Below are 18,669 nucleotides of genomic sequence, written 5' to 3'. Positions count from 1 at the left end.
TTTACAAAAATATACAGTGCCTCATTCACATAAATTATAAAAAAATCTTTACTGTTCATACTAAGCAAAAGCTCTTCATATTTAGTTGAATAATTTTCCAGCCATATTATACCTTGAGGCGATAAATAGTTACTAAACTTAAAACACTTTTCATTAAAAAAATTTTTACTGAACTGTCGTGAAAAACTGATTTATTTTCTCTGAATGATAATTTTTAGATGAAATAAAATATACTGACCATTGGCGCTCTCGAAAAATTAAATCAATAGAAATCCTTTCAAATGCAGAGCCAGAACCTTAAACACTGAAAATAGACTACAATGAAAATTTTTCTTTTACTCAAAATACATTCTTGTGTACATGTTATCAAAATTCATAGTTTCTGGCTCATCTAAAATGCTTGGACAACTTTAAACCTTGTGCCTGATAATGTGATCCAACATCATGTCCATAAAGGACTGATGGTCGATTAAGCATATGCTCATAGACTAAACGACCAATAATTTGACCATGCTCTAAGATAAAGGGAACTTCATGGCTACGTACTTCTAAAACTGCTCTTGCCCCTTTACCACCCGCCTCCTTATGCCCAAATCCTGGATCAAAAAAACCTGCATAATGCACCCTAAATTCCCCAACTAAAGGATCAAAAGGAGTCATTTCTGCAGCATAAAATGGAGGCACATGAACAGATTCTCGTGAAACTAAAATATAAAACTCATCAGGATCAAGAACTAGCTCCCGTTTTCCCCGATCAAAAAGAGGTTCCCAAAAATCTAAAACGTGAGCAACAGCGCGTTTATCAATATCAATAACACTTGTATGATGTTTACCACGATAACCTATAAGCCCGTTTTCATCTCCCTTTAAATTAATGGAAAGCCCAATACCATCCGCACTAATATTAGGAAGATCATCCGATATCAGCATTTCATCCTTTTGCAAAGCATATAGCTCAATTTCATTTAAATAGCTGTATCCTTTTCGAAACCGAAGCTGTGATAAATGGGAACCAGTACGTACTAAAATTGGAAATGTTCGTGGACTAATTTCCAAATAAAGCGGACCATGATAACCAACACAAATTTTATCAAATTCCTGAGCATTATCTGTAATAACACGGGTGAAAATATCTAATCTCCCCGTAGAACTTTTGGGATTAGCAACAGCAGATAAAAATTCTGGTAAAGCTAAACTTTCTAAAAGAGGAACAATATAAACACATCCTGTTTCCAAAACGGCTCCATCTCGTAAATCAAACTCATGCAACTTTAACCGATCAAGCTTATCCAAAACTTTTGCATCAGGACCTGGCATAAAAGAAGCACATATACGATAAGCTTTTTCCCCTAAACGAAGATCAAAGCTTGCTGGTTGTATTTGAGATGTATCAAACGGATACTGAGCCTTGAGAAAGTTATTAGAAATCAAAGCCTGTATATCACTATCTGCTAAAATACCGCTTATACGCACCATATATCTAACCTTCCCTTTTTACATTGCTTCTTTTTTGACCTAGATGATAAATTGGTGCAAGCTATTTTAAGAGAATAAAAACTATTTTTCTATTTTTTCCAACTGATTTGTTAATAAAATACTTCGAATAATGAAAAACGCTTTTTCTCTTAAAAAAACAAACAAAAGGTATTGTAAAAATAATATCTCTTATGCTTTCTTATTCTTGAATGCCGCACAAATGATGTTATCATAATTTTTTATAGACCCTTGAGATTCCTATTAGAATTTATTATGATTATACACCATCTTAGCGAAAATATTATTAATCAAATCGCCGCTGGTGAAGTTATTGAACGACCAGCAAATGTTATTAAAGAACTCGTTGAAAACGCTATTGATGCTGGTGCAACACGTATTGAAATTATAACAGCAAATGGTGGGAAAAATTTTATCAAAGTCAGTGATAATGGTTGTGGGATTCCTGCAGATCAGTTAACTTTAGCCGTGTCTCGCCATTGTACCTCAAAAATCACCGATGACGTAAACAATATTCGCTTTCTTGGATTTAGAGGTGAAGCCCTTCCCTCTATTGGTTCTGTTGCTAAACTTAAACTCATTTCACGAACCAAAGATGCTGAGAACGCTGCTGAGATTTCCGTTACGGCAGGAAAAATTGCAGGACCCAAACCAGCTGCTGCAAATCCTGGAACAATTGTTGAAGTTCGTGATCTTTTCTTTGTCACGCCAGCACGATTAAAGTTTATGAAAACTGATCGGGCTGAAACAAATGCTGTTAGCGATACGATTAAGCGAATTGCTATCGCATTTCCACATATCCGCTTTTCTCTTTCAGGACTAGATAGAACAGCTATGGAACTGTCTGCTACAGAAAATAACACTCAGGGACAATTACAACGTATTACGCAAATTATAGGAAAAGAATTCGCCCTTAATAGCATCGCACTCAACGCTGAACGCGAAGCAGTGCGCTTAACGGGTTTTGCTTGTTTGCCATCTTTCAACCGAAATAATAGCCTGCATCAATTTGCTTATGTTAATGGACGTCCCGTGCGTGATAAATTTCTATGGAGTGCTATCCGAAGCGCCTATGCTGATGTTATGGTACGAGATCGTTATCCCGTTGCTATTCTTTTTATTGATCTCCCACCTACTGAGGTAGATGTTAATGTACATCCAACCAAAGCTGATGTGCGCTTCCGTGACCCAGGTTTAATTCGTGGTTTAATTGTTGGAGCTATTCGTGAAGCATTGCAACAATCTGGTATTCGCTCTACGTCAACCCGCGCTGAAGCAACTTTAGCTGCATTTCAGACACAACAACCATTGGGGAATTTTAAAAACACGCACCAACCTTCTTCTTACAGCTCACAGACTCATCATTTTGCCGCCGCTTCAATGATTCACAAACCATTCGATATGAATAGCTCTCTTAGTTTAAAAGAAGATGCTACTCCTATTATGGAAGGCTTAAATATCCCAAGTGGGGATACATACCTTCCAAACACTAACTCTTTATCAGAAGAGTTATCTTATCCATTAGGAACGGCCAGAGCACAAATCCATAAAAACTATATTATTTCCCAAACTCAAGATAGTTTAATCATTGTCGATCAGCATGCAGCTCACGAACGATTGGTGTATGAAGCACTCAAAAATGCACTTTATTCCAAACCGCTTCCTTCACAATTATTACTTATTCCTGAAATTGTAGAACTCTCTGAAGAGGATGCCACATGCCTTTTAACACACAAAGATGCTTTGCAAAAATTTGGTTTAGGAATAGAATCATTTGGACTTGGAGCAATCGTTGTGCGCGAAACGCCTTCCATGTTAGGAGAAATCAACGTACAAGCCCTTATTAAAGATCTCGCAGATGAAGCAGCTGAATATGATACAACAAATAATTTAAAAGCGATGCTTGATTATGTTGCAGCGACGATGGCCTGTCACAGCTCAATACGGTCAGGGCGTCTTTTACACCCTGAAGAAATGAATACACTGTTACGACAAATGGAGACAACACCCAATACAAGTACATGTAATCATGGCCGTCCTACTTACATTGAACTCAAATTAGCAGATATAGAACGGCTTTTTGGCAGAAAATAAACTCTTAATCATTTTAATAAAAAAATATTTTTAAATTTATTCTCGACTTTGTAATATATTTTATGACATTTTACTTATATCTCTTCTATCCAAATAAAAAGGAGTCATAATGTTTTCCAATGGTGAGCACGAAGCAAAAATTCATTATTTTAATAATAGATATGACATTGTAGAATATGGAACCTATACCATTTGTGCTGTTAGCGGGCAAAAAATCCCTCTAGATAATCTGAAATATTGGAATCATCACCGCCAAGAAGCATATGCCAGTTGTGAAATCTCTTATCATCGTGAGCTTGAATGCAATCAATATCTCAAGCAATTATTAAACACAAAAGGGAAATAAACTCTCGAAAGCTATAAATTTAGCCTTTCAGGCAAGAAAATTCAAAGGAACGTTTTTGAAAGCGGATCATGACCTCTTCAAGGAGCATGCGACAGAAATCTTTCTGAACAAAATTGACGTTTACATCAAAGACAATAAAATTTTTCAAATCTTTTTGCGTATGAGTTGTCTGGATACGAATATAATCTTTAGCAGTTGTTGCTAACCATAAATTGTGCATTTTAGCCTTTTGAATAAGACTTGTTAGATTTTTATCGGTGAAAAAATAGTGGTCTGGATACACATAGGTTTTCGCCACATGACCAGACAATTCTTTAATAGATTCAAAAAATTTATCTGGATTGCCAATGCCAGCAAATGCCAAAAATGATTTTCCTGCAACTTCAGCAGAAGCACTTGCTTTGAGATGAGCACGATATAAAGGCTTTCCAGTACGAGAAACAAGAAAAGAAACATTATCATGTGCATCTGAATGACCAATCAATAAAACACTATCCATAAAAGAAAACTGCCTTTTTAATGGTACGCGCAAAGGTCCAGCTGGAAAAACAGCTCCATTGCCAAAACCACGCATTGCATCAACAACAAGTAACGTATAATCCATATAAAGACGGCGGCTTTGAAATCCGTCATCCATTAAAATAAGATTACATCCTTCTTGCTTAAGCCGTTGTGCAGCTGCATAACGATTAACCGATACAGCTACAACAGCATGCTGCGCAAGTAAAAGTGCCTCATCTCCCACATTGTATGCATTATCATGTTTCTCATTTACAAGATGCACTCCTTTAACTGCACCACCATATCCACGTGATACAATACCAGGTACGAAACCAAGTTCGCGAGCCACTTTAGCAAAAGCAATAACAACCGGTGTTTTACCCGCACCACCACATATAAAATTTCCAACACACAAAACTGGAAGATCAATCACGGGAGGCGATCTTTCCATAAAACGACATGAAAAATAACCATAAACCCATGAAATTGGAGCTAATAAAAAACGCAAAAAACTTTTATTTTTCCACCAAAAATGAGGCGCATTAATATACATAGCCACCCTGACGCTGACGTAAACCTGTTTGTATTACAAGGGGCTGTAAAAATGGATCTAAAGTCTTTAATGTGCGCTCAAGTGCACCTGCCATACTTGTTGCCACCTCATGAGCCTTATCAACCATTTCTTGTCGCAATGTTTCATTCGTTAAAAGCCTATACACTTGAATAGCAAGCTGTTTTGTATCTTGAACCATATATGCTGCATCATGCATTAAAAATTGTTCGAACATTTCTTGAAAATTTGAAACATGAGGCCCTGTTAAAATAGCAGAACCAAGCAAAGCTAATTCCAATGGATTGTGCCCACCGTTTCCACATAACGACTTACCAACGAAAGAAACTTTTGACAAGCAAAGAAAAAGTCCCATTTCTCCAATTGTATCTCCCCATAAAATGTCGATATTCTTATCTGGAATAGTATTGCTGCTTCTACGAATAAAACGGAAACTATTATTATTACATTTTCTGATAAGATCTTCTAAACGTTCAGGATGACGGGGAACAATAATTGTCAATAAATCTGGCAAATAATTTTTAACAATCTTATGAACCTCAAAAGCAATCTCCTCTTCCCCTTCATGCGTTGAAATAGCTGCCCAAACTGGGCGATTGCCGACAGCATTACGATAACGCGCAAGCAATGCTTGATCTTCAACCAAAAAAACATCAGCCTTGAGATTACCAGAAAACGTAACAGATTTTACGCCAAGTGTATGGTAATAAGTTACATCTCTTTCGTTCTGACCAATCGCCAAATCAATATTCTTAAAAATATGCTTAGCAAGAACGTGCTGTTTTCTCCAAGCTTTAAAAGAACGTTCAGACATATGAGCATTAACCAAAATCTGCGGAATACGCATTTTAGCAAGTTCTTTAATACGAAGAGGCCAAATTTCTGATTCACAAATCAAAACAAGATCAGGCTTCCAATGACTAATAAAACGGCGCACTGCAAAATCTAAATCCAAAGGAGCATATTGATGGATCAACCGATTACCAAACCGTTTTTTCACAAGAATGGAAGATGTCACGGTCCCTGTTGTTAATAATACATTTATTTTTAACGATAAAATATGATTAATAAGTGGAACAAGCGCAAGTGTTTCGCCAACACTTGCTGCATGCAACCAAACTAACGAACCTTCAGGACGTGCATGAGAACTTTTACCTAAACGCTCTTTTTTGCGACACCATTCTTCTTTTCCACGGAGAGCACGAAAAAACAAATAAAAAGGAATAACAGGACATAAGCAAAAACCAATCATCCGATAAATTAAAAGAGCCGCATGTGCCTTTAATTCTACCATTTAAAATCACCTCATCCAGCTATTTTGAGATATCTATATACTTATTTTATTAAAAAATTCATCAACACCGTATTTTTTGAATACCATCTATATCTTGGATAAAAAAACACTTCACCTATGAAAAAATTGAATATACAAAGCAAAAAAATGCCATCTTTCCCATATTTTTGCAAAAGTTTTCTTATAATAATAACATATACATATTATTTGAATCCCTTCTAATGAAAGTTATCAGTTCTATCGATTTTATCATTTCATTCCGTGCCCCATAAAAAATCTTACTTAAAAATAATAAAACTAGCTTTCAACAGGCTATGATTTTGGAAACTTTGAAAATATAACTAATAAATACAATACAGACTATGCTATAAATTGGATCAATTTTTTCAGATCACTTAGAAAATGCTTCTTATGATTTTAGTGAGACATTAAAATATATCTGAATGAAAAAACACATGACCTTTTAAAGCCTTTTTTAAAAAAATTATCGTTACCTTAATACTATCAAGATGCATTTATAGATTTTAATGAAACTTTGATTTTGTACGTTGATATTTTAAAAGAAAAGCTTATTTTTACATATGTTAGGTGTTATCAATAAAAAAATGCTCCATAGGGATATTATAATCTGTATAAATACAACAAATAAATTATGTTTAATAAGAGTCTCAATCGTTATAATCTGTTCCCCGAAATGAATATGTAAAACTAATCTTAAAAAACTTTTGAAAAAATAGAGGTGTGATTTTAAATTATAATATAATCTTTTAAAGGTAATCTTGAAAAAACTATTTTTGTTTAATAGAGGATCCCTTAAAAAGCTTAACGTAATTTAAATAAGAGTTTTTAAAATTTTAAATCCTTTCTTTTTAGGCGATCGTGTGAGGTATTATTCCTTTTAAGATTGTATAGAATCAATGCAAAACGATTAACATATAGATTGTAGTTTTAAACTAGTAATCAAAAAAATATGAGGTAAATTAACCCTACTAATCTATTCAACTTCCTCTAAGTTTCTAAATTTGGTAAGTTTCTAACAACTTTCATGTTTTCTAAGCTTCCAATAATAATTCGTTGAAACAATTTCTATAGATAAGAAAAATTACTACTTGTCTCAATAGCATAGTAATTGAGATTATTAACAATGCAACTCTTTTTATCAATCTTAACGCATTAATATCTTAATCCCATTCAAAAGCCGAATGGCCATTTACAATATAATCACAAAAGTTTTAAGCAATGTCTATCATAATACTGTTGTAAATCATTTGATAAAGCTGTCTTGCACTTTTAGTAAGTGAAAAAATGATAATGCGAAATGGATTTTATCCCTTGCACGGATACCATTTTGAAATAAACTTGTACTCCTTGAGAGATGTTTCCGTAGGCAAAGAAAATGAATTTTAAATAACGAGTACATTTTACGGCACTCTATTTTAATGCCCATGAAAAAACAATAACCAAAAGTATGAAATAATCCACAGACTATAATACCAAATACTCAAGCTTTACTCTGAATTACCTGATTCAGCATCAAGAAACTGATACAAATCTACAATATAATAACGTTGTAATGCATTATCTACACTGCTTTGAGCCTTTTCCTGCCATGCTTCTTGAGCGGATTGATAATCTGAGAAAATACCGACCACATCTAAATCATCAGGATTCTTAAATTGATTACTCTTAAGATTTTTTAATTCTCCACCAAATACAAGATGTAAATATTGTTTTTTTTCTTTGATTTCAGTCATATGTGCCTCCATATTGCGCAGATGATTTTGCGCATTTTTATGTGATTAAACTAACTTTGCTTGACGAACAATATCTATTATATCCTGACAGCAATTATTTTTACCAGCAATTAACAATCCATATTGATAAGGTTTAATCCCATAAGATAAGAAAGGAGTATCCAGCGATAAAAAACACCCTCCACACTCCTGCAAAATAAGATCAGCCGCAGCAATATCCCATTCATGACAATTCGGTCGGATCAATACGACATCGATCTCATCTTGAGCAACAAGAACAATACGATAAGCAAGAGAAGGAAGATAATGGTAAAAACTAACTCGATTACGAAAATCATTTGGTAATTTTTGAGCAAGCGATTTATCAAGTGAAATTTTATATTTTCGATGAACCCTCGAAGCTAAACGAGGAAGTTTTATCCCATTTAATGTTGCCCCTTCACCTGTAACAGCCGCATAAACATCCCCTTGAGCGGGACATTGTAAAATACCCACAATAGGACGCCCATTCTCAATAATGGCAACAGAAATACACCAATAAGCACTGCCAGAAAGAAAACCACGTGTTCCATCAATAGGATCAACAACAAAGGAGCGCTTATAATATTGTTGTCCTCGATTATCTTTTGTTTCTTCTGAAATCCAACCATAATCTGGACGCGCTTCAAGGAGTTTCTCTTTCAAAAAATGATCAACAGCAAAATCTGCCTCACTGACTGGTGAATTACCCTCTTTAATCCAAACATCCAACGTGCATCGAAAATACCTCATTGCTAAATCTCCTGCCTCCTGACAAACGTCACGCAAAAGATTTAAATCAGAAGAATGATGCGTTTTACTTTCCTGCAAGTGTCATCCCTTCAATTAACAATGTTGGAGCCGCGGTACCATAACGCCGATCAATATCATTGGCAGGTGTTAAATGTGCTAGCATATGGAGCAAATCAGAACCTAGTGTTACTTCACTCACTGGATAGGCAATTTCACCATTTTCAATCCAAAAACCTGCAGCACCACGACTATACTGACCAGTAATAAAATCAATACCATGACCGAACAACTCGGTTACATAAAATCCACTTTGCAAATCCTTTATCAGATCGTAAGGTGATACTAAACCTGGTTCAATAGCAAAATTCGTACTGGTCGGCTGCACCAATGATGCCGAACGTACTCCGTGTCCATTTGTTTTAAGCCCTAATTCACGTGCTGTAGATGATGAAAGAAGCCAGTTTTTTAAAATACCATTTTCAATAATATTTAATGTTTTGCCCTCTACCCCTTCTCCATCAAAAGGACGAGAAGAATTCCCACGTAATCGCAAAGGTTGATCGGTTACATTAACATTAGGCTTCATCACTGCCTTGCCTAGGAAATTCTGCAAAAGACTTGTTTTACGAGCTACAGAGGCTCCATTGACCATAGACGCGATATGCCCTGCAATTCCGCGAGCCGTCCGAGGATTAAAAATCACATCGACTCCTCCTGTCGCTGCACGAACTGCTCCCAAACGTCGAACAGCACCAAGCCCTGCATTCTTTCCCACAGTTTCTGCATCCTCTAAATCAGAAAAATGTAAGGCTGCTGTATAATCATAATCCCGCTCCATCTGTGTTCCTTCACCCGCAAGAGCACTACAAGAACGTGAAAAATAACTGGAACGATAGCTCCCACGAAAACCATCACTGGTCACAAGAATAAACCCACTACGACCATAAGCTGTTGCAGCGCCGCCAGAATTGCTTACTCCTTTAACATCAAGAGCTGCCGCTTCCGTTTTTAAAGCATCTTCTGTTAAAAAATGGCTGCTTGGCACAAAATCATCAAAAAGATCAAGATCTTTAGGATGCTTAACTAAACACTCTTCATCAGCCAAACCTTCAAATAAACTATCGGGCGAAGCTTTAGCCATTGCAACAGCACGCTCTGCAAGCTCTTGCGGACAAGATACTAAATTAGCAGAAACACTTGCTACTTTTTTACCAACAAAAACCCTTAGAGTAAAATCATTGCTCTCTGCAGATTCTGTCGATTCAACTTTCCCAAAACGAACAGATACACTGGTGGAATGCGCATAAACAATAACAGCATCAGCAGCATCAGCTCCAGAACGCCTTGCTGCTTCAACCAACGAAACAGCTTTCTCAATCTGGTTCTTATCAGTCATTACAGACTCCCTAAATTGTGTATTATTACATTGATAAGCACTCTGACAAATCTTATATAAATTGAAGTATAATTCTTATGGTTCATTCATAAAATTCTACATGCTTCATGCATTCTTTTAATGCATTAAATCATTTTCTTTTTAACTTCTTTATGAAAAAATACAATATGTCGTGAGATCCTTTTAGTTTCAAGACTTCTTGGCCATTATCATTCTAGAAGCTAAATCTACACTGACAATAAAATCAACGTAATAACCAGCAAAAACACTTGAATTTAAGCCGAAATCCTCAAACAGTTAAAAAATATAAAACGAGCTAAATCACAATAAATTTTGATTTAAGATCAATCCTTTTTCCTTCCATTTTTTTATTTAAAAATGAAAAAACATAATTTTGTCATAAAATGATAACTAATAAAACTTTTACGTGAAACTCACGCTGTAGCTATCTATCAATTCAGTTTGCAATAAGCAAATTCATCCAATTAATTTTAGCAAATTTATTGCCTATAATTGCTTTAACAGTTACAAAAATTGCTATCGCCGAGAATATTTCTCAGCATTTTTAAAATTCAACTTTTTGAATATTTGAACCAAATATATACAATGATACGAGATTAAATTTTACGATAAATAAGGGGACTTGTTTTATCATTTAGAGTCTTTTAGAGTTGTACTCTCTAGAAAGTTAATTAAAGAAATTATTTATTCTTGGAATCTTGCAATAAAAACAAAAGTTTGATTTATAATCATAATTTATTGTTTAGTAATTTATATAAAAGATTTCAATAGCATAAAATTCTTTCCATCTTAAATCTATTCATGTTGAGTCACTCACAACTATTTTCTGGCATATCATGAATAGGGACCGGGCAAATAAAAACTATTAAGAAGAAATCAAAGTGCCTCTTATGAGAACTCTCAAATCCAAAAACTATCTTGCAACATTAGAATATTGGCAGCTATCAAGACTATATTGACCTACAGCTTCATAAGAGCAATAAGAAACTTCTGCAGTTTTCTTATTTTTAATGCAAAGAAAATACCTAATAAGCTTTTATATATAAAATAAAATTCAATGAAAAGATTTGAGGGACAAAATTAAACCTGTAAGGTGATTTGGCACGATTTCAACCACTAACTAAAAAGTGTTTTCTAGCTCCTTAAGTTGTTATGTACTCATAATTGATGCCATTCTAATATAATTTATAAGTTATGTGCTAATTCCTCTCGGCTATATATTAATCATTACACTTCATCAGCAGTTGAAAACTTAAAACCATTATAGCTTATACAGCACATAACTTCTATTTTTGTTCTTGCATAAACCTAAAAAAGAACGTAAAATAACTTTTACTTTTGATAAAGTTACAAAAAATGCGTTGTTCTCCGCTAAATTCTTCTTTTACAGAGACGAAATCTGATCATGAGCATATCTGTTTAACAAAATCTGGATTTTCAAATAACGAAATCATCTTGTAAGAATAGCATATTCATAAAGAAGCTAATACCTAAAAAAGTATAGAAATTACAACGTGAGCACTTTATGTCACTCCAATTAAATTTAATGAACCATCAAAGTATTTCCATCCTTTAAGTTCTGCTATTTTTAATCTGCAGTTACTCACCCCTTTTAATTTCTTTAATGATTAATGTTTCAGAAGGAATTGTACTCTCAACGCTTTATTTTCTGATTATGTTTCCAACCGCATAGACGTTCACCTTGTTCGTTATGTTTTAAAATATCTCTTGCCAAATCTGGGCTAATAACATTGATATCTTGTCGATTCAAATAAATCGGCAGCCATCCAATACAAGAAGTCCGTTCATTCATCGCGCAACCAGCTAGAAAGCTTAGTACGCACATCAGCATCACTTTTCTTGTTAATTTCATTCTCTACCTCAAGCCGTGTTGCTGCTATCTTGAAAGCTTCGTTTGTTTGCTTTTGTTTCTCATTCCTTTTCCCAAGGAAAAAGGCTTTCATTAAAGCTATAAGAAAAGCCGCTATAATCGCCATCGTCATCGTCAAATATTTTTTTATCCATAAAATCATAGACGGTGTTCCTGAAAGCGTTTAGCAATATATACCATAGCTATACAAGCAGCTAAAACCATAATACCTGCTAAAACCCATTGAACAGGACCATTTCCGGCAAAAAGTCCTCCAAGCCCTGAAAAAGAACCTATGATTGGTGCAAGAGCTTCTATTTTGCAAATACCTGTTACCCCTTCTGATTCTACTACATGATAATTGGGGGCAACATGAGCTCCTTTTGCCCATAACCCTGCTTCAGCTGCTCGACGATTGACAAGACCCTGAACACGCTTTCCTCCTACTCTTGTCCATTTTTGCAATTCGGTCGGTACTGCCTCATATTCACCTTTATTGAGCTTTTTTAAAAGCGTAGAATTGCAAAAAGCTGTTATTCCTACATTATAGCAAAATGATACTAACGCAGCGAATTGTTCATCATTTAAAGAAACGGTAACGACTTTTTTAACAACGGCTTCACACTCTCTCAAATCCTGACAAAGGATTTTTTCAGCTTCTTTTTCCGTAATTTCCATATCCTTATGGACACTTGGGGTACCAGCAGCACTTGTATGCCCATAACCAATTGTCCATACACCACCGGAATCTTCATAGGCCTTTAAACGTAAGCCTTCCAGTTGCTTAATCAGTGCAAGCCCTTCTTTTGATATTTTTCGCATTATTCTTAATCCCATAAAAAACCTACACAAAGCAGGATATGAATTGAAGATTTACATCCACTCATTGATTAAAGAACCGAATATTAAAAGGGTCTGATAAATCTAAAAAACCCATAATGGCATATACTAAGACCCTATCGTATCGTTTTCTCATTTGAACAAATGACTATGCTAATAACTACTCATTTTGCAGCAATTACCCTCCTCTTTGTTGAAAGGAAATAATTTTTAATAAACCCAATTTATAATAGCACCTATAAATTATTACAGTTAAGCTAGAATAATTAAGGGGAATTTTACTTGAAAAAACCTCTAGACATCTAACGAAGAAAAACTCTTTTCAATAAAAAATAATCACTATACTAATTAACAGAACAATAGATATTTCTTTTCAAATAATCGTATAATTCATCACTTACATTATTTTTTATAAAAACAAAAAGATATTTTAAAATTAAACATATTACATATATCCAACGCCTTAGAATCAACACACTTAATACATAATGTGCTATACATATTTAATAAAAAAATCTATAGTTAATTTAATTATTCTTTATTTTTTCCTCTAATTGCTTATTTTTTTTAAACATATCTTCATAAAGGATTTGAAATAAATTGTTGTGTGAAAAACATAATGTATATTTTTTCTGCTCTTAAAAATCTGTTACCAATTGAAATCATATATTAATTAAGTGGAGTGTATTCGATATATAGTTCAATGATCTTTGATAGTTTTGTAAAAGATATTGCACTGTAATAAGCTTGAATTATGAGTTCCATTCACGTATATTCCTATGTATAATGCTTTTTTCTTCATTCATATGAAGCATTTTATGGAACGTGTGGATCTAAGGTATTAGCTTTATCTAATATCATCTCAGCTCCATTTTCAGTAAGCGTCTTAACAAATTAAGCAAGCTGTTGAAATTTTTTTAGGGGCAATAGCACAGGAAATACGGAAGATTTTCGTAAAAGTTGCTTAAAGTTATGGGAGCTTTCTTTCCCAGCATCGCCGGCTATTTATTTAATAGAAAAAGAAAGATAAGGAGATAATCTTTGATAATAGTGATAGACATGGAATCATACGTGAACGTGCATAACTCTTTAATGTATTAACCAACAATGATTTGCAATTGAATATTTCAAAGAGAGTCTCCTCAAATCTATAGGCTAAGGAAGGCAATAAGATGGAAGAAGAAAAAGTTTTTAATATTCACTTCAAGGAAAAATAAGGGACACATAAGAACAAACTAGATAAAATTGTATAAGCTGTAGAAGATTATTTTAAAATTGCTATTCAAATAAAAAATCTGTGTATTTCAATATATTAAACACAAAATATGGTGCCGCATGCCGGGTTCGAACCAGCGACCCCATCATTACGAATGATGTGCTCTACCAACTGAGCTAATGCGGCATAAATTTGTAAATCAAGAGACAAAAACTAATTCAAAGGTAATAGCTAAAAGTATGTATAAAAGCAAGTATGTATTTTTTTCAATAATTTATAAAAATTAATAGCAATACATACTGCTATAACTCCAAGTGCATTAATCTTACATCTCAAAGCAATTTTTGATTGAAAAAGAAGAGCAGATGGCCTTTTTCGATATTATATTAAGAAAATATTTCGGAAAAGACTCACTCTTGGAGTTATAAAAAGCTTCAAAAAATGAGAAGATAAAGACAAAAACATAATGAAATCAAAATTCATCAATTCTTTTAACATTAGAATCTTTTATTTACTTTCTGTTTACCCTAAAAAAAACATCCAAAATGGGAAAAACTACAAAGAGGCATTTTTTTCATCCTATCCGATAAAAATAAAAAGCTTTCTCAAAATCTAAGTGATCGTAATTTATAAAGACGGATTGCTGTCCCACCATAAAAACGCTCATCATCTAGATAAAAAATATCAGGTAAATGAATAATTGTATCTTTCTTTTCTTCAAGCACGAAGAGTGTATCAGCTTTTGCCCACCCTCCTCGTAAAGCCTCTACAAAAGCGCATTCACCTAAACAACGGCTATAGGGAGGATCAGCGCAAATAACATCAAATGGAAGCATTGTTCCAATCTTACCAAGTTTTGTTGCATCACGGCGTAAAATCCGCCCTAGTGACTGCAATTCAAGAGCTTCAATATTTTTTTGAAGCACCCCACGCGCTTCAACTGAATTTTCAACAAAAACGGCAACCTTCGCTCCACGTGAAAGTGCTTCAATACCTAAAGCACCAGTACCAGCAAAAAGATCAAGGATACGTTTATTAATCCAAAATTGCTTTTCGCGGCTAGAAAGAATATTAAAAAGGCTTTCACGTGTACGATCACTCGTTGGGCGAATTGACCGATTAAGAGGCGAAAACAAAACACGCCCAGCAAATTTACCTCCTATGATCCGCACGCAGACCTCCAAATCGCTTCAAAGTTTTTACGTTGCTGCTATATGATTTGGATTTTTTCATAGTACCATTAAATGATTTCGTTCTTCGCTTATTCTCAAAAGAACGCTCATCACGACCGCCTTTCATAAACTTCTCTGCTTGACTAGAAAAACCATTATTCTTTCTAGAAACACACATCTTACTGTAAGGTGTTTTACTCCATTTTTGATTAAATCCTGCCTCCCTCTCTTTTCGCAATTGTTCCTCTAGCCGCTTTTTCTTACCTCTATTAGAAGATCTCTGACCAAGCAAACCACTCTTATAGCCATAGGAATTATCCTCACTATAGAAAGACTTCTTCCGCATACTTTGTGAACGCACACCAGGAGCCATCCAAACATTAGAACGGCGAAAGCGAGACAAAGAACGCTTTGTTTTTTCATCCACATTCTTATCCTTGTGCATAAATTTCTCATCAAGTTTTGTGCTTGACCGTACCCGACCACGCTCTGTAAAATTGCTTCGCTGGTTGCGCTGTACTTCTCTTCCACTTGAATAAATCCAACCATCATTCACAGCAGCAAGATCCTCATGGCTTTGTTTTTTTGCAACAACTGCAGAATTTAAGAATGGCTTTAAAATAGGAGCATCAAAATCTGCATTAGCTTGCATAATCAAACGCTCACCCAATTGCTCACGTAACATCCGACCTTTTAGCTCACGAACTGCCCCTTCTTCTAGGTCAGATAACTGAAATGGACCATAAGATATACGAATTAGACGATTGACAGATAGTCCTAATGCGCCAAAAACGTTCTTTATTTCACGATTTTTTCCTTCACGTAAAGCTACAGAAAGCCATACATTTGCTCCTTGCTCACGTTCAATTGATGCCTCTATCGAACCATAGAAAATACCATCAATTGAAATGCCATTTTTTAGCTTATCAAGCGTACTTTGTTTTACTCTTCCATGAGCACGAACCCGATATTTTCGTACCCACCCTGTTAATGGAAGCTCTAAGACACGTGCTAAACCACCATCATTAGTTAACAGCAAAAGCCCCTCCGTGTTAATATCAAGTCTCCCCACAGAAAGGACACGAGGCATTCCTTTCGGCAAATTATCAAATACTGTTGGCCTACCTTCTGGATCACGATGAGTGGTAACAAGGCCCACCGGCTTGTGGTAGAGCCATAACCGCGTTCGTTCTATAGGAGACAAAGGTTTACCATCAACTGTAATAACATCAGAGCGAGTAACATTAAAAGCAGGCGTCGTCACAGCTCTACCATTAACAACAATACGACCTGCCACAATCATCATCTCTGCTTCGCGCCGTGATGCAACACCTGCACGTGCTAATCTCTTAGCAATTCGTTCACTCTCATTATTTTCATTCATTTGCATTTCAAACCAATCTTTGCTAGTATGCTTAGGCGAGTGTCTATATGCACCATACTGCTTATCCTGAAAGAGGAAGTAGCATAATCATTTATCATTTTCTATCTTTTAACGACAATAATGTATTTATTGACGTCCAAATTTGTTTTAAATATTCAAAAAAATCGAGTTAGTCCTTTCATTATAAAAGCGGAATAAATTATTTATTCAATAGCATTCTTTATCAAGAGAAATCTTTAGATTTTCTATGCCTTCAATAGAAAGTAATATGATGACTTTGACGCCTATGGAAATAGCCCTTTTAGAAGCACAATGGGCTGCAAAAAAATATGAAGTTCCCGTAGGAGCTGTCATTACACGTGGAAAAGCTATCATTGCACGCGCTGGTAACTTTATAAAATCTGCATATGACCCTACAGGACACGCAGAAATGCGCGCAATCCGGATAGCTTGCAAAACATTGCAACGTGAAAGACTTCCTGATTGCGATCTTTATGTAACACTTGAACCTTGCGCTATGTGTGCTGCTGCCATTTCATTTGCACGCATACGACGTCTCTATTACGCAACAAACGACCCCAAAGGAGGGGCTATAGAAAATGGCCCACGTTTTTATCAGCAACCAACCTGTCATCACAAACCTGAAACTTATTCTGGTTTTAAGGAAAAAGAAGCTGCTCAATTACTTAAAGATTTTTTTATACAAAGGCGATACTAAAAACAACTCTTCATCTATAACTTTCACTCTTTAAAAATTATCCTATTTCTTTAAAAAGATTATTAAACCTTCTGATAGAGCAAAAGTTACTTCGAAATATTTTTTTCTCATACTCTTTTAAACTCCACATCTTGCTTTTATTCGATGACACATTCATTTATGAAAATAGTTCATTGTCTTATATATAAAATATAAAGTCTGAAATATCGTGGAATACTCTCACGTTGAATCAATAAATCACTTGCTTGGCACATCATAAGCAGCATTACTGTCTAACTAAAACGATTTAGACAAGACTATAAATGTTTCTTCTGAATGCTCTCAAATGCAAAGGTTGTTGCAACATTGAAAGTCAGCAAATAAAATGCCGGCGCCAATTTTCTCTTTTATAAGCACAAAGATCGTAGAAAACAATAGATTTTACACTATACTATCCACATGAGAAACGTTGTGAAATAAATTTAATAGATGTTTCCTTTTTAAGGAACCACAGAACCACGCTCTCAATGCTGTTGTCATATTGCTATTTCATGGAAATAAACAACCCTCTTGCAGCCTTATAACTTTGCGCGAAGGAGATCTTGATATTATCAGGTAATGAGAAAAATATTTCATATATCTTTAATATTTTGTCTTTTCCCTATCGACTAATAGGCGCAATTGTTGCTGGTTGACGATAACTTAAAGGCGGCTCAGTGAGATAGCGACGGTATTTTGAACTTCCAACTTGTGCTCTCTGACGACGTAAATATTCCTGTCGTTGCTTAGCATTCAACTGGGAAAGATTTTCTGAACTAGCGCTATTAACTGATGACCCTTTGTGAGAAAAAGGAATACTTCCTCGATGCTTCTTCAATTCTGCTATTTCATTGACCGATTTATCTTGTTGAGGAACTGGTAAAAATCTGCGCGAACTAGGATTGGGTATCACAAGCTTTGGACGAGATTTCATAACAAGCTGACTGCTGTTATTTGTTGGCGTTAATGAAGCAATATTAGCCAGATCTTCAAAAAACTGCATCGAAACTGGCTTATCGGTACCATAGGTAGGAGCAGATAAATTGCACCCCGTTAAAACAAAACATATACCTAAAACCCCTATTAGAAATATTTTTACTCCACATTTTCTCACTGCTTATTCCATTCCCTAAGTCTACGGCTGATTCATATTCTCGCTATTTATGAGAGAACAGTCCATACACAAAGCCCCCCTGCAAATAAAACAAC

At 35.0% G+C, this 18,669-nt stretch carries 15 protein-coding genes and 1 tRNA gene; 3 read left to right on the top strand and 13 right to left on the bottom strand.

Annotation, left to right across the window (positions count from 1 at the left end; all coding sequences use genetic code 11):
* Positions 1–387: 387 nt before the first annotated feature.
* Entirely contained in the window at positions 388–1,476 is a 1,089-nt protein-coding gene (locus GGR08_RS03990) for a 2'-deoxycytidine 5'-triphosphate deaminase (protein ID WP_183194097.1), read from the bottom strand.
* A 273-nt stretch (positions 1,477–1,749) separates the two neighbouring features.
* On the opposite strand from GGR08_RS03990, the gene mutL reads away from it, so the two are divergent.
* Together mutL and GGR08_RS03980 are read left to right on the top strand one after the other, a co-directional pair.
* On the top strand, positions 1,750–3,588 hold the full coding sequence (gene mutL / locus GGR08_RS03985) for a DNA mismatch repair endonuclease MutL (RefSeq protein WP_183194096.1): 1,839 nt from the start codon (positions 1,750–1,752) through the stop codon (positions 3,586–3,588).
* Positions 3,589–3,697: 109 nt separating this feature from the next.
* The gene (locus GGR08_RS03980; protein WP_183194095.1) at positions 3,698–3,934 is read left to right on the top strand and encodes a DUF2093 domain-containing protein; all 237 of its coding nucleotides are present in this window, start codon (positions 3,698–3,700) and stop codon (positions 3,932–3,934) included.
* 19 nt (positions 3,935–3,953) lie between these two features.
* Here GGR08_RS03980 and lpxK read toward each other — a convergent pair whose 3' ends face one another.
* The 11 genes from lpxK to GGR08_RS03925 all read right to left on the bottom strand — a co-directional run bounded on the left by lpxK (position 3,954) and on the right by GGR08_RS03925 (position 16,724).
* On the bottom strand, positions 3,954–4,988 hold the full coding sequence (gene lpxK / locus GGR08_RS03975; RefSeq protein WP_183194094.1) for a tetraacyldisaccharide 4'-kinase: 1,035 nt from the start codon (positions 4,986–4,988) through the stop codon (positions 3,954–3,956).
* Positions 4,978–6,300 (bottom strand): lipid IV(A) 3-deoxy-D-manno-octulosonic acid transferase, encoded by a 1,323-nt coding sequence (waaA, locus tag GGR08_RS03970; RefSeq protein ID WP_183194093.1) that lies wholly within the window; start codon positions 6,298–6,300, stop codon positions 4,978–4,980. The genes lpxK and waaA overlap by 11 nt, the downstream gene beginning before the upstream one ends.
* A gap of 1,508 nt (positions 6,301–7,808) precedes the next feature.
* Positions 7,809–8,054, bottom strand: coding sequence for a DUF4170 domain-containing protein (locus GGR08_RS03965; RefSeq protein WP_183194092.1), 246 nt, complete (start codon positions 8,052–8,054; stop codon positions 7,809–7,811).
* Between the two features lie 45 nt (positions 8,055–8,099).
* On the bottom strand, positions 8,100–8,903 hold the full coding sequence (locus tag GGR08_RS03960) for a 3'(2'),5'-bisphosphate nucleotidase CysQ (protein ID WP_183194091.1): 804 nt from the start codon (positions 8,901–8,903) through the stop codon (positions 8,100–8,102).
* Positions 8,890–10,221 carry a TldD/PmbA family protein gene (locus GGR08_RS03955; protein ID WP_183194090.1) on the bottom strand — a complete coding sequence of 444 codons (1,332 nt, stop codon included), beginning with the start codon at positions 10,219–10,221 and terminating at the stop codon, positions 8,890–8,892. The genes GGR08_RS03960 and GGR08_RS03955 overlap by 14 nt, the downstream gene beginning before the upstream one ends.
* A 1,675-nt stretch (positions 10,222–11,896) precedes the next feature.
* On the bottom strand, positions 11,897–12,055 hold the full coding sequence (locus GGR08_RS03950) for a hypothetical protein (RefSeq protein WP_343050750.1): 159 nt from the start codon (positions 12,053–12,055) through the stop codon (positions 11,897–11,899).
* Positions 12,048–12,275, bottom strand: a complete 228-nt coding sequence (locus GGR08_RS03945) for a hypothetical protein (RefSeq protein WP_183194088.1) — start codon at positions 12,273–12,275, stop codon at positions 12,048–12,050. Before GGR08_RS03945 ends, GGR08_RS03950 begins: the two co-directional genes overlap by 8 nt.
* Complete coding sequence (locus GGR08_RS03940) at positions 12,272–12,934, bottom strand: lysozyme (protein WP_183194087.1); 663 nt, start codon at positions 12,932–12,934, stop codon at positions 12,272–12,274. The genes GGR08_RS03945 and GGR08_RS03940 overlap by 4 nt, the downstream gene beginning before the upstream one ends.
* Before the next feature lie 1,344 nt (positions 12,935–14,278).
* Positions 14,279–14,354: transfer RNA gene (locus GGR08_RS03935), tRNA-Thr, on the bottom strand.
* A gap of 419 nt (positions 14,355–14,773) precedes the next feature.
* On the bottom strand, positions 14,774–15,340 hold the full coding sequence (gene rsmD / locus GGR08_RS03930) for a 16S rRNA (guanine(966)-N(2))-methyltransferase RsmD (protein WP_183194086.1): 567 nt from the start codon (positions 15,338–15,340) through the stop codon (positions 14,774–14,776).
* Positions 15,321–16,724, bottom strand: coding sequence for a pseudouridine synthase (locus tag GGR08_RS03925; protein ID WP_183194085.1), 1,404 nt, complete (start codon positions 16,722–16,724; stop codon positions 15,321–15,323). The genes rsmD and GGR08_RS03925 overlap by 20 nt, the downstream gene beginning before the upstream one ends.
* A 271-nt stretch (positions 16,725–16,995) precedes the next feature.
* Between GGR08_RS03925 and GGR08_RS03920 the strand changes: the two genes are divergently transcribed.
* Complete coding sequence (locus GGR08_RS03920) at positions 16,996–17,442, top strand: nucleoside deaminase (RefSeq protein WP_183194106.1); 447 nt, start codon at positions 16,996–16,998, stop codon at positions 17,440–17,442.
* A 640-nt stretch (positions 17,443–18,082) separates the two neighbouring features.
* Here the strand turns inward: GGR08_RS03920 and GGR08_RS03915 are convergent.
* A complete protein-coding gene (locus tag GGR08_RS03915; RefSeq protein WP_183194084.1) occupies positions 18,083–18,574 on the bottom strand; it encodes a hypothetical protein in 492 nt (163 codons plus the stop codon).
* Between the last annotated feature and the right edge of the window lie 95 nt (positions 18,575–18,669).

Origin of the sequence: Bartonella fuyuanensis (assembly GCF_014197255.1) — a bacterium.
Classification (GTDB): domain Bacteria; phylum Pseudomonadota; class Alphaproteobacteria; order Rhizobiales; family Rhizobiaceae; genus Bartonella; species Bartonella fuyuanensis.
This window is presented reverse-complemented; position numbering and strand designations above follow the sequence as displayed.

Bases quoted from the DNA above. Each gene is read 5' to 3' on its own strand.
- mutL (WP_183194096.1), top strand. From the start codon at position 1,750: ATGATTATACACCATCTTAGCGAAAATATTATTAATCAAATCGCCGCT.
- GGR08_RS03950 (WP_343050750.1), bottom strand. From the start codon at position 12,055: ATGAATGAACGGACTTCTTGTATTGGATGGCTGCCGATTTATTTGAAT.
- GGR08_RS03955 (WP_183194090.1), bottom strand. From the start codon at position 10,221: ATGACTGATAAGAACCAGATTGAGAAAGCTGTTTCGTTGGTTGAAGCA.
- GGR08_RS03965 (WP_183194092.1), bottom strand. From the start codon at position 8,054: ATGACTGAAATCAAAGAAAAAAAACAATATTTACATCTTGTATTTGGT.
- waaA (WP_183194093.1), bottom strand. From the start codon at position 6,300: ATGGTAGAATTAAAGGCACATGCGGCTCTTTTAATTTATCGGATGATT.
- GGR08_RS03945 (WP_183194088.1), bottom strand. From the start codon at position 12,275: ATGATTTTATGGATAAAAAAATATTTGACGATGACGATGGCGATTATA.
- lpxK (WP_183194094.1), bottom strand. From the start codon at position 4,988: ATGTATATTAATGCGCCTCATTTTTGGTGGAAAAATAAAAGTTTTTTG.
- GGR08_RS03925 (WP_183194085.1), bottom strand. From the start codon at position 16,724: ATGAATGAAAATAATGAGAGTGAACGAATTGCTAAGAGATTAGCACGT.
- GGR08_RS03940 (WP_183194087.1), bottom strand. From the start codon at position 12,934: ATGCGAAAAATATCAAAAGAAGGGCTTGCACTGATTAAGCAACTGGAA.
- GGR08_RS03980 (WP_183194095.1), top strand. From the start codon at position 3,698: ATGTTTTCCAATGGTGAGCACGAAGCAAAAATTCATTATTTTAATAAT.
- GGR08_RS03990 (WP_183194097.1), bottom strand. From the start codon at position 1,476: ATGGTGCGTATAAGCGGTATTTTAGCAGATAGTGATATACAGGCTTTG.
- GGR08_RS03920 (WP_183194106.1), top strand. From the start codon at position 16,996: ATGACTTTGACGCCTATGGAAATAGCCCTTTTAGAAGCACAATGGGCT.